Source organism: Novilysobacter selenitireducens, assembly GCF_020026895.1.
In the GTDB taxonomy this organism is placed as follows: Bacteria; Pseudomonadota; Gammaproteobacteria; order Xanthomonadales; family Xanthomonadaceae; genus Lysobacter_C; species Lysobacter_C selenitireducens.
Genome location: NZ_JAINZW010000003.1, coordinates 147,480 through 159,892 on the forward strand (window position 1 = coordinate 147,480; position 12,413 = coordinate 159,892).

At 69.5% G+C, this 12,413-nt stretch carries 15 protein-coding genes; 2 read left to right on the forward strand and 13 right to left on the reverse strand.

Features of this window, described 5'->3' with window-relative positions; genetic code table 11:
- Positions 1 to 33 precede the first annotated feature (33 nt).
- From hprK to K6753_RS07940, 9 genes are all read right to left on the reverse strand, one after another.
- Entirely contained in the window at positions 34 to 984 is a 951-nt protein-coding gene (gene hprK / locus K6753_RS07900; RefSeq protein ID WP_223675910.1) for an HPr(Ser) kinase/phosphatase, read from the reverse strand.
- Entirely contained in the window at positions 981 to 1,475 is a 495-nt protein-coding gene (locus tag K6753_RS07905; RefSeq protein ID WP_223675911.1) for a PTS sugar transporter subunit IIA, read from the reverse strand. Before K6753_RS07905 ends, hprK begins: the two co-directional genes overlap by 4 nt.
- A gap of 3 nt (positions 1,476 to 1,478) precedes the next feature.
- Positions 1,479 to 1,805 carry a ribosome hibernation-promoting factor, HPF/YfiA family gene (gene hpf / locus K6753_RS07910; protein WP_223675912.1) on the reverse strand — a complete coding sequence of 109 codons (327 nt, stop codon included), beginning with the start codon at positions 1,803 to 1,805 and terminating at the stop codon, positions 1,479 to 1,481.
- A 275-nt stretch (positions 1,806 to 2,080) separates the two neighbouring features.
- Complete coding sequence (locus tag K6753_RS07915; RefSeq protein WP_223675913.1) at positions 2,081 to 3,490, reverse strand: RNA polymerase factor sigma-54; 1,410 nt, start codon at positions 3,488 to 3,490, stop codon at positions 2,081 to 2,083.
- A gap of 115 nt (positions 3,491 to 3,605) precedes the next feature.
- Complete coding sequence (lptB, locus tag K6753_RS07920; protein WP_223675914.1) at positions 3,606 to 4,325, reverse strand: LPS export ABC transporter ATP-binding protein; 720 nt, start codon at positions 4,323 to 4,325, stop codon at positions 3,606 to 3,608.
- Complete coding sequence (gene lptA, locus K6753_RS07925) at positions 4,325 to 4,870, reverse strand: lipopolysaccharide transport periplasmic protein LptA (RefSeq protein WP_223675915.1); 546 nt, start codon at positions 4,868 to 4,870, stop codon at positions 4,325 to 4,327. Before lptA ends, lptB begins: the two co-directional genes overlap by 1 nt.
- Entirely contained in the window at positions 4,851 to 5,420 is a 570-nt protein-coding gene (gene lptC / locus K6753_RS07930; protein ID WP_223675916.1) for an LPS export ABC transporter periplasmic protein LptC, read from the reverse strand. The genes lptA and lptC overlap by 20 nt, the downstream gene beginning before the upstream one ends.
- Positions 5,417 to 5,980, reverse strand: a complete 564-nt coding sequence (locus K6753_RS07935) for a KdsC family phosphatase (protein WP_223675917.1) — start codon at positions 5,978 to 5,980, stop codon at positions 5,417 to 5,419. Before K6753_RS07935 ends, lptC begins: the two co-directional genes overlap by 4 nt.
- Before the next feature lie 156 nt (positions 5,981 to 6,136).
- Positions 6,137 to 7,153, reverse strand: coding sequence for a KpsF/GutQ family sugar-phosphate isomerase (locus K6753_RS07940; protein WP_223675918.1), 1,017 nt, complete (start codon positions 7,151 to 7,153; stop codon positions 6,137 to 6,139).
- A 104-nt stretch (positions 7,154 to 7,257) separates the two neighbouring features.
- Here K6753_RS07940 and K6753_RS07945 point away from each other — a divergent pair, with 104 nt between their 5' ends.
- Together K6753_RS07945 and murA are read left to right on the forward strand one after the other, a co-directional pair.
- Positions 7,258 to 7,500, forward strand: a complete 243-nt coding sequence (locus K6753_RS07945; protein ID WP_223675919.1) for a BolA family protein — start codon at positions 7,258 to 7,260, stop codon at positions 7,498 to 7,500.
- Between the two features lie 87 nt (positions 7,501 to 7,587).
- Positions 7,588 to 8,844 carry a UDP-N-acetylglucosamine 1-carboxyvinyltransferase gene (murA, locus tag K6753_RS07950; RefSeq protein ID WP_223675920.1) on the forward strand — a complete coding sequence of 419 codons (1,257 nt, stop codon included), beginning with the start codon at positions 7,588 to 7,590 and terminating at the stop codon, positions 8,842 to 8,844.
- 84 nt (positions 8,845 to 8,928) lie between these two features.
- Here the strand turns inward: murA and K6753_RS07955 are convergent, their stop codons facing one another.
- The 4 genes from K6753_RS07955 to purM form a co-directional block, all read right to left on the reverse strand.
- Positions 8,929 to 9,639 (reverse strand): DUF3108 domain-containing protein, encoded by a 711-nt coding sequence (locus K6753_RS07955; RefSeq protein ID WP_223675921.1) that lies wholly within the window; start codon positions 9,637 to 9,639, stop codon positions 8,929 to 8,931.
- The gene (locus K6753_RS07960) at positions 9,640 to 10,362 is read right to left on the reverse strand and encodes a DUF3108 domain-containing protein (RefSeq protein WP_223675922.1); all 723 of its coding nucleotides are present in this window, start codon (positions 10,360 to 10,362) and stop codon (positions 9,640 to 9,642) included.
- A 116-nt stretch (positions 10,363 to 10,478) separates the two neighbouring features.
- On the reverse strand, positions 10,479 to 11,183 hold the full coding sequence (purN, locus tag K6753_RS07965) for a phosphoribosylglycinamide formyltransferase (protein WP_223675923.1): 705 nt from the start codon (positions 11,181 to 11,183) through the stop codon (positions 10,479 to 10,481).
- Positions 11,184 to 11,186: 3 nt separating this feature from the next.
- Positions 11,187 to 12,338, reverse strand: coding sequence for a phosphoribosylformylglycinamidine cyclo-ligase (purM, locus tag K6753_RS07970; RefSeq protein WP_223675924.1), 1,152 nt, complete (start codon positions 12,336 to 12,338; stop codon positions 11,187 to 11,189).
- Positions 12,339 to 12,413 lie beyond the last annotated feature (75 nt).

Sequence of the window (12,413 nt, forward strand, 5' to 3'; positions counted from 1 at the left end):
GCGCGGTGTCCGGGATCTCAACGTCCGGGCTGCTCACGCTTCACCCCGTTCGAGGAAGTTGCTGTGCCGCGCGATAAACGCCGCCGCCGGATCCAGGCCCTTCATCCGCAGGCTGTGCAGTCGCGTGGCGGCTTCGGCCAGAACCGCCAGGTTGCGGCCGGGCATCACGGGCAGCGTGATCATCGGCACGTCCAGGTCCAGCACGCGGCGGGTGCCGGTGTCGCCGGTCAGGCGTTCGATCCCACCGGGCAGCGGCTCGTCCATCGGCTTGGTCAGGTGGATGATCAGCCGCAGGTACTTGTTGCCCTTGACCGTGGTGTCGCCGAACATCTCGCGGATGTTGAGCACGCCCAGGCCGCGGACCTCCAGCAGGTCCTGCAGCATTTCCGGGCACGTGCCATCGAGCACGTCGGGTGCGATCTGCGTGAACTCGGGTGCGTCGTCGGCCACCAGCCGGTGGCCGCGCGTGATCAGCTCCAGTGCCAGCTCGCTCTTGCCCGAGCCGGCGTCGCCGGTGATCAGCACGCCGATCGAATAGATTTCCATGAACACGCCGTGCAGCGTGACGCGCGGTGCCAGCGTGCGCGCGAGGTGGTACTGCAGGTGGTTGAGCAGCTCGTGGCCACGGCGCGGCGAACTCCACAGCGGCGTCTGCGATTCCTCGGCGGCCAGTCTCAGGTCTTCGGGGCACGACTGGTTCTTGCTGATGACCAGCGCCAACGGCCGGTACTGCATGATCTTCTCGATCGTCTCCCAGCGATGGCGCGAGTCCAGCGTGTCCAGCCACGCCAGCTCCTCGGTGCCCAGGATCTGCACGCGGTTGGGGTAGATCGTATTGAGGTAGCCGGCCAGCGACGGACGGCGGGCAACGGTCTCGACCGCTTCGACCACGCGACCCTGGCCGTCCTGTCCGGCCAGCCAGCGCAGCTCGAGCCGCTCGCGCTGGTGCTCGAACAGCGCGCCGGCGCTGATGCTCGCGTTCAACGCACCGCTCCCGCGACGTTTTTCCTCGACGACCCGGCCAGCAGCAGGCCACTGAGCTGGCTGGCGCTGGTGGCGCGCCGCAGTTCATTACGGAAGGCCTCGGAGGCGAAGTGCTCGGCGATCTCGGCCAGTTGGGCGAGGTGTTGCTGGACATAGTGCTCGGGCACGGCCAGCGCCATCACCAGGTCCACGCGCTGGCCGTCGGCGGCGTCGAACTCGACGGGCTGGGCCAAGCGGAGGAAGGCACCTCGGCTGGCTTCAAGCCCCGGCAGGCGGCCATGCGGGATCGCCACGCCGTGGCCGATTGCGGTGCTGGCCAGGCGCTCGCGGGCGCGCAGGCTGTCGGCGATGGTCGAGACCAGCGCGGCCCCGGTGCTGCCCGGGATGTCATCGGCCAACAGCCGTGCGGCCGTCTCGAGGACGGCCGCGCGGTTGCCGGGCTCGACCAGGATCGCGATCCGGTCGGCGCTGAGTAGCTCCCCCAGGGGCATGGTTCAGCCGAGTTCGCCAGCGCGGGCCAGGCTCTCGCCCCGGTGGTGGTCGACCATCTTTTCCTTGTGCTTCATCAGCAGCCGGTCGAGCTTGTCGGCCAGCAGGTCGATCGCCGCGTACATGTCGATGGCGTTGGCATCGGCGTGCAGGGTGCGCCCGGCGATGTTCACGGTGGCCTCGGCGCGGTGGTCGGGCTTGTCCAGGCTCAGCTGGGTGCGCACGTCGAAGGGGTGTTCGTAATGGCGTCCCAAGCGGGCCAGCTTGGTTTCCACGTAGTTGCGCAGGGCAGGGGTCACATCGATCTGCTGGCCGTGGGTTTCGATGCGCATCTTCAACCTCCTGCTCGCGACGGGACCGACAGCATATCGCAGGCGTCCGGGGGGAGGTGGGCGGGATCGAAAGGGCCTTCCTGGCCACGGACCAAGACTGATGAAGGAGGGTGGAGAGGGTCTGGAACCGTGGCCCAAGGTGCCCACGTCGCGGCCGTTTCAGCTTGGGTCTGGGAGTGACCGGGCTTTGCGAGGGCTGGACCCGCGCCTTGGCTCCCTGGCCGGGAATCGTGTCCTGTCGGGCGGTGCGATTCGGTTATCGGGTTCGACTCAAATCAGCCCATCCGCACCCGGTCCTGTGACGAGGGGATGCTCATCGCCTCGCGGTACTTTGCGACGGTGCGCCGGGCGACGGGTACGCCGGTTGCCTTGAGCGTCTCGGCCAGCCGCGCGTCCGACAGCGGTTTGCGCGGGTTCTCGGCGTCGATCAGCTGCCGGATCATGGCCTGGATCGCGGTGCTGGACGCCTCGCCACCGGAGCCGGTGTCGATGCCCGAGGCGAAGAACGCGCGCAGCGGCACGGTCCCGCGCGGAGTACGGGCGAACTTGCGTGCGATCGCGCGCGACACCGTGGATTCGTGCAGTCCGATTTCCGCCGCGACCTCGCGCAACGTCAGCGGCCGCAGTGCGCTGTCACCGAACTCAAGGAACCCGGCCTGCTGTTGGAGCAGGCAACGGGCCACCTTCAGCAGCGTCTCGCCGCGCGCCTCCAGGCTCTTGAGCAGCCAGCGCGCTTCCTGCAGGTGTCCGCGCAGGTAGCTGGCATCCGACGCCGAGGCGTGCCGGATCATGCCCTCGTAGCCGCGGTGGATCGCCACGCGCGGGCGCATGCTGTCGGCCAGCGCGACCCGCCACAGGCCGTGCTGGCGCCAGATCACGACATCCGGCGCGACGTAGGTGTCGTGGCTGATCGGCCCGATCTGCGCACCCGGCCGCGGGTCCAGCGAGCGCAGCAGCTGCACCGCGGTTTCAACTTCGCATGCATCCAGTTTGAGTTCGGAGGCGACCCCGGCCACGCCAATGCGAGGCAGGCGCTCCAGGGGCGTGCCGGCGAGCCGGGCCGCCAGCGCCTTGCCCGGGGTGTCGTCGGGCAGCGGCTCCAGTTGCAGGCGCAGGCACTCGCCCAGGTCGCGCGCGCCGACACCGACGGGGTCGAACCGCTGGATCTGGTGCAGGACGGTCAGGATCTCGTCCTCGCCCGCGTCAATCTCGGGCGTGAGGGTTTCAGCAATCGCATCCAAGGGCTCGCGCAAGTAGCCGTCGTCCTCGATCGCTTCGATCAGCGCGACGCCGATCTGGCGGTCGCGCGGGGACAGGTGGCCGAGGTGCAGCTGCCACAGCAGATGGTCGTGCAGGCTTTCGTGTTCGGCCACCTGGTCGGCCAGCGAGCCATCGTCGTCGTGATCGGACGGACCGATGCGCTCGTACCAGGGTTCGCCGTCGTTGGGTCCCCAGTCCGCTTCGGGCGGTGGTTCGGCAGCCCCGTTGCCATCAGCGGCAGGCGCGGGCGCGTCGCTGGTGGCGATGGCGGTTTCGGTCCAGTCCAGCAGCGGGTTGCTTTCGACCGCTTCGACCAGTTCCGCTTCCAGCTCGACGGCCGAGAGCTGCAACAGGCGGATCGCCTGCCGCAGTTGCGGCGTCATCACCAGGTGCTGTCCGAGGGAGGCTTGGAGGCGGGGTTTCATCGTGGAGGGCTAACGCGACAGGAGACGGCCGGCGGCCGCGTCGCGCGCCCGGGAGCGCATTGCACCGAAACCTTTCACCGCCCGGTGGGGGACGGCGGCTCCGGTCACGACCGGATCAGAGCTTGAAGGTTTCGCCCAGGTAGACGCGACGGACGTCGGGGTTTGCCAGCAGCGCGTCCGGAGCCCCCTGCGCGAGCACGCCGCCGTCGTTGAGGATATACGCGCGGTCGCAGATTCCCAAGGTTTCGCGGACATTGTGGTCGGTGATCAGTACGCCGATGCCGCGGCCCTTGAGATGGGACACGATGCGCTGGATCTCTCCGACGGAGATCGGGTCGACGCCGGCGAACGGCTCGTCGAGCAGCATCAGCCGCGGCTTGGTGGCCAGCGCACGGGCAATCTCGACGCGGCGACGCTCGCCACCCGACAGGCTGGCGCCGATCTGGTCGGCCACGTGCGTGACCTGCAGCTCGTCCATCAGGCTGGCCAGTTCACGCTCGCGGCCGGCCGCATTCAGGTCGCTGCGCAACTCCAGCACCAGCCGGATGTTGTCGGCCACGCTGAGCTTGCGGAACACCGAGGGTTCCTGCGGCAGGTAGCCCACGCCGTACTTGGAGCGCGCGTACATCGGCTCGGACGTGATGTCCTTGCCGTCGAGCACGATCTGCCCGGCGTCCGCCGGCACCAGGCCGACGATCATGTAGAAGCACGTGGTCTTGCCGGCGCCGTTGGGGCCCAGCAGGCCGACGACCTCGCCTGCGTCCAGCGTCAGGCCGAAGTCCCGCACAACCTCGCGCGAGCGGTAGGCCTTGCGCAGGCCCTTCGCCACCAGCATCAGCCTTCGTCCCCGTCGCTTGCCGGCTCGGGGTCCGCGCTGGCACCACCGTTGCGCGGCATGATGCGCATCTTGACGCGACCGGCGCCTTCGCCGCCGCCCTGCACCTGGCCGGTACGCATGTTGTAGACGATGCGCTGGCCGCTGATGCTGCCGCTTGGCTGGGAGATGTTGACGTCACCGGTGAAGACGACGACCTCGTTGCGCAGGTCGTAGTCGACCTTGGTGGCAACAGCGTCCATCGGCTTGCCGTCGTCGAGCTGCTGGTTGAGCCGCACCGGGCCACCGGTCAGCACGGCGCGTACCGCTTCGCCGTTGCGCTGGGTGATGTCGGCGCGGTTGGCGCGGATGTCCAGCGTGCCCTGCGTGATCGTGACGCCGCCGGTCAGCACGGTCGGCCGGCTGTCGTCCATCGAGTAGTCGGAGTAGCCGGCCTCGATGTCCATGGGCTTGTTGCGGTCCGAGGAGCGGGCCGACGCCGTGCCCGGCAACATGGTGGTCGCGGCCAGCAGCAGCGCGAGCAGGCTAGCGGGGAATGCTTTCATAGCGTGCCTTGGGGTCCTGTAGGCGGATATTGCCCACGGCCAGGTCGGCCTCGAGCGAGTGACCGGCCAGTATAAAACCGGGCTCCGTGACTGTGACCTCAACCGCGGACGTGGCGCGGTTGGTTTCCGGGAAAACGTTCAGCTCCTGCGTGCGCATTGCCACCGGGCCGCTGGCCCCCTGGCTGTCGGCGCGCACGTCCCCGCGCAGCCGCAGTTCGTCGCCGGCGGCACTGATCCAGCCGGTCTGCGAGCGCACCACCCAGGCACCCACCGTCCGGTCCTTCGCGTCGCCGTCGGGGATGGTGAACACCGGCGTCTCGATCTCCATGGTGCGAACGCCGGGGTCGCGGGCGAGCTTGGGCGCTTCCAGCGTGAACGACTCCCGGCCCTGCTCGTCGAGGACGACGAGCTGGAACTCGTTGAGCACGTAGTCGGGCAATCCGCCCGCTTCCGGCGCGGCCGCGGCGGGCGAACGTTGCGACCACAGGGCCCAGCCGCTGATCGCTGCGCCGGCCACCAGGACGAGGGTCAGGAACGCACGCCAGTTCATGCCTGCACCCCCGTGGGCATCGCCTCGGACAGCATGCGCTCGGCATGGCCCTGCGCTGCCAGCATCAGGTCGCAGATCTCGCGCACGGCCCCGTCGCCGCCCGCGCGCGTGCTGCGCCAGTGGACGCGCTCGCCGACCCAGCGGTGCGCATTGGCGGGCGCGATCGAGAAGCCCACGTGCGGGATCACCCGCAGGTCGGGCAGGTCGTCGCCCATGAAGGCGACCTCATCGAGCGACACGCCCAGTGCCGCCGCCAGGTCACGCACGCAGGCCAGCTTGTCGGCCACCGCCGTGCACGCCTGGATGCCCAGCTCCGCCGCGCGCCGCTCGGCCACCGCGCTGGGCCGCGCCGTCACCAGTGCGACGGCAATGCCCACCTTGCGCAACATCACCAGCCCCAGTCCGTCGTGCACGTGGAACGACTTGAGCTCCCGGCCCTCGCTGTCGAACGTCAGCCGGCCGTCGGTCAGCGTGCCGTCCACGTCGAAGCACGCCAGCCGCACGCGCGCGGCGCGCTCGCGGATGTCGGCGGGGTAGTCGTTGAGGTGGCTGTAGGGCATGGGTGCTTTGGGGGTAGGGGCCGGGAGTCAGGGGCCAGGCAGGGCGGAGTGTCTTGTTGGAACAACGCATGTTGTCCCGAGCGGAGCGAAGATCAGCGTGTGGTGCGTCCGCCAGTCCCTGGTCCCTAGTTCCCAGACTCTGGAGGAGGTCGGCCTTTACACCACCCGGGCGCGCAACAGGTCGTGAATGTTGAGGGCGCCCACCACCCGCTGCTGCGCATCCACCACCAGCAGGCCGCTGATCTTGTGCGCTTCCATCAACTGGGCCGCCTCCACCGCCAGCGCATCGGCGCCGATCGTGCGGGGCCCGCGCGTCATCACCTGCCCGATGCGCGTCGTGCGCAGGTCGACATTGGCATCGTCCAGGCTGCGGCGCAGGTCGCCGTCGGTGTACAGGCCGAGCAGGCGGCCGTCGCCGTCGACCACCGCGGTCATGCCAAGCCGCTTGTGGCTCATCTCCACCAGTGCCTCGCTGACGGTCGCGTCCACGGTGACGCGCGGCACCTCGTCGCCGGCATGCATGATGTCGGCGATGTGCAGCAGCAGGCGGCGGCCGAGCGCGCCGGCCGGGTGCGAGCGCGCGAAGTCGTCGGCAGTGAAGCCGCGCGCCTCCAGAAGCGCCACCGCCAGCGCATCGCCCATCGCCAGCGATGCGGTGGTGCTTGCAGTGGGCGCCAGGTCCAGTGGGCAGGCCTCGGCGGGCACGCTGACATCGAGGTGGACGTCGGCCTCGCGCGCCATCGACGATTGCGGCCGGCCGGTCATCGCCACCAGCTTGTTGCCCTGGCGGCGCAGCACCGGCAGCAGCAGCAGGATCTCGTCGCTCTCGCCGGAGTACGACAGCGCCAGCACCACGTCGGCGTCCGTAACCATGCCCAGGTCGCCGTGCGCGGCCTCACCGGGGTGGACGTAGAACGCGGGCGTGCCGGTGGACGCGAGGGTGGCGGCGATCTTGCGCGCCACGTGCCCGGACTTGCCCATCCCGGTGCAGACCACCCGTCCGCGGGTGGAGAGCATCAGCCGGCACGCCTCGGTGAATTCGCCGTCCAGCCGCGCCGCCACCGCGGCCAGCGCCTGTTCCTCGATCTGGAACACGCGCCGCCCACTCTCGGCCAGGCCGGCGGCGGATGCGGGGTGGTCGGGATCAACGGGCACGGGCTGCGAGGTCACCATTCAAGGCCGGGTTCCGCTAGGCTAAGCGCTCGATTTTACGCGCAATGGCCGGCCCACGGGGCGGCCCGTTGCCGACGCATTCACCCATCTTGCGGATTCCCCCTTTGAACGCAGACACCATCAAGCACCTGATCGAGCAGGGCCTGCCCGGCGCGCGCGCCGACGTACAGGGCGACGACGGCGTGCATTTCGAAGCCACCGTCGTGTCGGAGGCCTTCGCCGGCAAGCTGCCGCTGGCGCGGCACCGGCTGGTGTACGCCACGCTGGGCGAGCGCATGGGCGGCGAGATCCACGCCCTCGCGCTGAAGACCCTGACACCCGCGGAAGCGGGCGCGCGCGACGCCTGATCGCGCGTCCCGCGTACCGTCCACCCCGCCGCCACGGCGCATCGCGTCCAATGGCGGCTTCGCCCCAGCCTTGAAGCCAGAGCATCCATGCAGAAGATCGTTGTAGAAGGCGGCGTGCCGCTGAAGGGCGAGGTGCAGATTTCCGGCGCCAAGAACGCCGTGCTGCCCATCCTGTGCGCCACGCTGCTGGCAGACGGACCGGTCGAACTGTCGAACGTGCCGCACCTGCACGACGTGGTGACGACCGTGAAGCTCCTGGGCGAGCTCGGCGCCGGCCTGACGATCGACGAGCGCTACGGCATCACCGTCGACGCCACCACGGTGCACAGCCAGGTGGCGTCGTACGAACTGGTCAAGACCATGCGTGCCTCGGTGCTGGTGCTGGGTCCGCTGCTGGCCAAGTACGGCCATGCCGAGGTGTCGCTGCCCGGTGGCTGTGCGATCGGCTCGCGTCCCGTGGACCTGCACATCAAGGGCCTGCAGTCGCTTGGGGCGCACATCACTGTCGAGAACGGATTCATCAAGGCGCGCGCCGACCGCCTGAAGGGCGCGCGGCACGTGTTCGACATCGTCAGCGTCGGTGCCACCGAAAACGTCCTGATGGCCGCGACGCTGGCCGAGGGCACGACGGTCATCGAGAACGCGGCGATGGAGCCGGAGATCGTCGACCTCGCCGAATGCCTCAAGGCGCTGGGTGCGCGGATCGAAGGCGCGGGCAGCAACCGCATCGTCGTGGAGGGCGTGGACCGCCTGCACGGCGGCGCGCACCACGTGGTACCGGACCGCATCGAGACCGGCACCTTCCTGGTGGCGGCGGCCATGACCGGCGGCCACATCACCGCGCGCGGCACGCGTCCGGACACGATGGACGCCGTGCTCGACAAGCTGAAGGAAGCGGGTGCGGAGCTGGACTGCGACGGCGACCGCATCACGCTCGACATGGGCGGGCGCAGGCCGCGCGCGGTCAACTTCACCACCGCGCCGCACCCGGCGTTCCCGACCGACATGCAGGCGCAGTTCATGGCGCTCAACTGCATCGCCAGCGGGGTGGGCGTCGTCAACGAGACGATCTTCGAAAACCGCTTCATGCACGTCAACGAGCTGGTGCGCCTGGGCGCGGACATCCGTGTCGACGGACACACGGCCGTCGTGCGCGGCGTGGAGCGCCTCAGCGGTGCGCCGGTCATGGCCACCGACCTGCGGGCCTCGGCGTCGCTGATCCTGGCGGGGCTGGTGGCGCAGGGCGAGACGACCATCGACCGCATCTACCACCTGGATCGCGGCTACGAGAACATCGAGGAAAAGCTGTCGGGGCTGGGCGCGCGCATACGCCGCGTCGGCTAGCCGAGGACCACCACCGCCCGCAACAAGAAAGGGCCCGCATCAGCGGGCCCTTTTTCATGGATCGTTCCGAGTCGGTCGCTGGTGTCAGCGCACCGCCTGCACCCGCAGGTCCATGGCGTCCTTGCCTTCCTCGCGCTGCAGGATGCGCGCCGGCACCGGCATGCCGTCCACGATCCACGCGATGGTCTGCTTGTCACCATCGGTGCTCACCACCTTGGTGGCCTGGTGCGACTTGCCGCCCACGGTGATCGACTCCTGGCCGGCCACCGAGTAGCTGAGCTGCTTGACGCGACCATCGTCGACCATGCGGTACCGCAGCGGCTTGCCGGCCTCGACATCGCGGACGATCGCCAGGTTGATCAGCAGCGCATCCATGTCGCCGGTCTTGAGCTTGATCGGCCCGGCGCGGTCGGGCTTGACGTCACCGGTCCAGCTGGCCACGCCACTGGACCAGTTGTAGGTCGCGTTCTTGTCCTGCTTCTTGACCAGCACTTGGCTGGAGTCGGTGCTCGACAGCGGCCGCCACTGGCCGTCGCGCACCTCGAACACGGTGCTCTGCGACAGGTCGGCCAGCGAGTTCTTGATGTTGAGGCTGTAGCGCCAGCGGTCCTGGCCCGCGGACTCCAGCGTCATCTTGCCGTTGGCCTGCATGCCCATGTAGCTGGCCTGGTAGTCGGCGGTGAATGGCTCCACCGCCATCGCGGGCGCGGCGAAGCACAGCGCGACAGCCGCGGCGAGCCCGGCGAGCGGACGTCGGACGGCGCGGTTCGTGTGGCTCGGATTGACTCGGGTCATCTACTGGACTCCTTGGTATTCGGTCAGGCGCAGGTCGTAGGTGTCTTCACCGTCTTCGCGCTGCAGCATGCGGATCGGCGTGGGCACGCCACTGGCCACCCAGATCACGGTTTCGTCGCCCTGCGCGTTCGCGTCCTCGACGCGGGACACGCGCATAGCGTTGTAGCGAAGCTCGCCCACCGAGATGGGCTCGAGTTCTTCGGCGACCGCGTACGTGTGCTCGCGCACCCGTCCGTTGTCGACGTAGCGGTATCGCAGTGTCCTTCCCGGGACGGCGTCGCGGATGACGGCCAGGTTGATCAGCAGCCCGCTCATGTCGCCGTCCTGCAGCGCAACCGGGTCGCGGCGCTCATCCTTCACGTCACCCGTCCAGCGGGCACTGCGCGACCCCCAATCGTAGGTGCCCACGGTTTTCTTCCGCGTGAACAGCGTCTTGCGGACCGTCGCCTGGCTCAGCGGGCGGTAAGTTTCGCCAAGGTCCTCGAACAGCGTGCTCTGTTCGGCATTGATGCCGGCCAGCCTGAACAGGCCGGTGCCGCTCATCGTGAGGTCGACCCGCCAGCGCGGTGCCTGCCGAACCAACTGCAACGTCGCCTCGCCGAGGGAGCGCCCGCCGTTGGTGACGGTGTAACGCGCGACGAACGGTTCAAGCGGCGCCGGGGCCTCGGCCGCCGTTTCGGCACCTGTTGCGGCCTCGGGATGGAAGGTCGTCTGGGCCAGCACCGCTGCAGGCAGCGCGATGCAGGCTCCGAGTACCAGCGCGAGGCACCAACGCGGGGCGCGATGTCGTGTGGAAGAGGGGGCGGTGGAGCGGTGCGGCCGTTGGGGTCTACGGGTCATCAAGCAACAGAGTGGGATGCGGGTGTCAGCGCATTGTCCAGACCCAGTTGCAACGGCGCGTGTACTGCCATCCCGTCGACGGTGACGCGGCCTGCATCCAGCGCGATGCGGCCCGCCGCGAACCAGCGCAGCACGGCCACCAGCAGCGGGTGTTCGCGTTCCAGCACTCGGGCGGCCAGTGCATCGGCGTCGTCGCTCGACACCACCGGTACGCGCGCGTGGGCAATCACCGGTCCGCCGTCCAGTTCGGGGGTCACGAAGTGCACGCTTGCGCCGTGTTCGGCCACGCCGGCGTCCAGCGCCTGCTGGTGCGTGTGCAGTCCCTTGAAGGCGGGCAGCAGGGAGGGGTGGATATTGACCATGCGACCGGCCATCCGCGTGACCTGCGGCTCGCTGATCAACCGCATGTAGCCGGCGCAGACCACCAGGTCCGGCGCGCTCTTTTCGACGGCGTCGAACATCGCGGCATCGAACTCAAGCCGGTTGGGGAAGTCGCGCGGGACCAGTGCGTGCGCATCAAGCCCGGCCGAACGCGCGCGCTCCAGCACCGGTGCGCGCGCCTTGTCGGAGAACACGCCGACCACCGTGGCATCGAGGACGCCGGCGGCGATGGCGTCGAGGATCGCCTGCAGGTTGCTGCCGCGGCCCGACGCGAGCACCGCGATCCGCAGCGGCGGCCGCGGTTGCCGGTCGGCCGGGGTCATCGGTCAGCCGATGCGGACGCGTTCGGCGCCGCCGGCTTCGACCACCGAGCCGATCGGCCGATGCGACAGGCCGAGCCGGTCGAGTTCCGCGCCGACCTCGCCGGTCCGCGCCGGGTCCACCACCAGCACGAAGCCGATGCCGCAGTTGAACGTGCGCCACATTTCCTCGCGCGGCACGGCGCCTTCGCGTTGCAGCCAGTCGAACACCGGCGGCAGCGCCAGCGTGGACGCGTCGATGTCCAGGCCGAGGCCATCCGGGATCACGCGGATGATGTTTTCGGTCAGGCCGCCGCCGGTGATGTGCGCCATCGCGTGGATGTCGCCGCCGCGCGCGGCCAGCAGCGACAGGATCGGCTTGACGTACAGCGCGGTCGGCGCCATCAGCGCATCGACCAGCGAGGTGCCGCCCAGGTCGAGGTCGGCGGGCCGGCCGGCGCGATCAAAGATGCGGCGGATGAGCGAATAGCCGTTGGAGTGCGGGCCGCTGGAGGCAATGCCCAACAGGACGTCACCGGAGCGCACCGCGCGGCCGTCGAGGATCTTGGACTTCTCGACCGCGGCCACGGTGAAGCCGGCCAGGTCGTACTCGCCCGGCGCGTACATGTCGGGCATCTCGGCGGTCTCGCCGCCGATCAGTGCGCAGCCGGCCTCCTCGCAGCCGCGCGCGATGCCGCCGACCACGGCCACGGTGGTCTCGATGTCGAGCTTGCCGGTGGCGAAGTAGTCCAGGAAGAACAGCGGCTCGGCGCCCTGCACCAGCACGTCGTTGACGCACATCGCCACCAGGTCGATGCCGATGGTGTCGTGGCGGTTCAACTGCTGGGCCAGCTTGAGCTTGGTGCCCACGCCGTCGGTGCCCGACACCAGGACCGGCTCGGCGTACTTGCCCGACAGGTCGAACATCGCGCCGAAGCCACCGAGCCCGCCCATCACCTCGGGGCGGAAACTGCGCTTGACCAGCGGCTTGATGCGCTCGACCAGCTCATTGCCTGCGTCGATGTCGACGCCGGCATCGCGGTAGGTGAGCGGCGTGGGGCCGGGCTGGGACGGAGCGGACGGGGTGCTGGACACGGCGGCCTCGGAGGTCGCGGGAAAGTCGGCGATTTTAGCAGCCGCCCGGGTCGCGGCGGTGGCCGGGAAGGCGGCTCCCGGCATGGGCCGGTCGCATCGCAATGGACGTGCCGCGGCGCCTGCGGCACCATCGCGGGACTTTCCAGGACCCCCAGGACC

Excerpts from the sequence above, each read along its gene's own strand:
- K6753_RS07940 (WP_223675918.1), bottom strand. The coding sequence starts at position 7,153 with ATGGTGACCTCGCAGCCCGTGCCCGTTGATCCCGACCACCCCGCATCC.
- lptC (WP_223675916.1), bottom strand. The coding sequence starts at position 5,420 with ATGAACTGGCGTGCGTTCCTGACCCTCGTCCTGGTGGCCGGCGCAGCG.
- purM (WP_223675924.1), bottom strand. The coding sequence starts at position 12,338 with ATGCCGGGAGCCGCCTTCCCGGCCACCGCCGCGACCCGGGCGGCTGCT.
- hpf (WP_223675912.1), bottom strand. The coding sequence starts at position 1,805 with ATGCGCATCGAAACCCACGGCCAGCAGATCGATGTGACCCCTGCCCTG.
- lptB (WP_223675914.1), bottom strand. The coding sequence starts at position 4,325 with ATGCTGGTGGCGAAGGGCCTGCGCAAGGCCTACCGCTCGCGCGAGGTT.
- purN (WP_223675923.1), bottom strand. The coding sequence starts at position 11,183 with ATGACCCCGGCCGACCGGCAACCGCGGCCGCCGCTGCGGATCGCGGTG.
- K6753_RS07915 (WP_223675913.1), bottom strand. The coding sequence starts at position 3,490 with ATGAAACCCCGCCTCCAAGCCTCCCTCGGACAGCACCTGGTGATGACG.
- K6753_RS07935 (WP_223675917.1), bottom strand. The coding sequence starts at position 5,980 with ATGCCCTACAGCCACCTCAACGACTACCCCGCCGACATCCGCGAGCGC.
- lptA (WP_223675915.1), bottom strand. The coding sequence starts at position 4,870 with ATGAAAGCATTCCCCGCTAGCCTGCTCGCGCTGCTGCTGGCCGCGACC.
- K6753_RS07905 (WP_223675911.1), bottom strand. The coding sequence starts at position 1,475 with ATGCCCCTGGGGGAGCTACTCAGCGCCGACCGGATCGCGATCCTGGTC.
- murA (WP_223675920.1), top strand. The coding sequence starts at position 7,588 with ATGCAGAAGATCGTTGTAGAAGGCGGCGTGCCGCTGAAGGGCGAGGTG.
- K6753_RS07955 (WP_223675921.1), bottom strand. The coding sequence starts at position 9,639 with ATGACCCGAGTCAATCCGAGCCACACGAACCGCGCCGTCCGACGTCCG.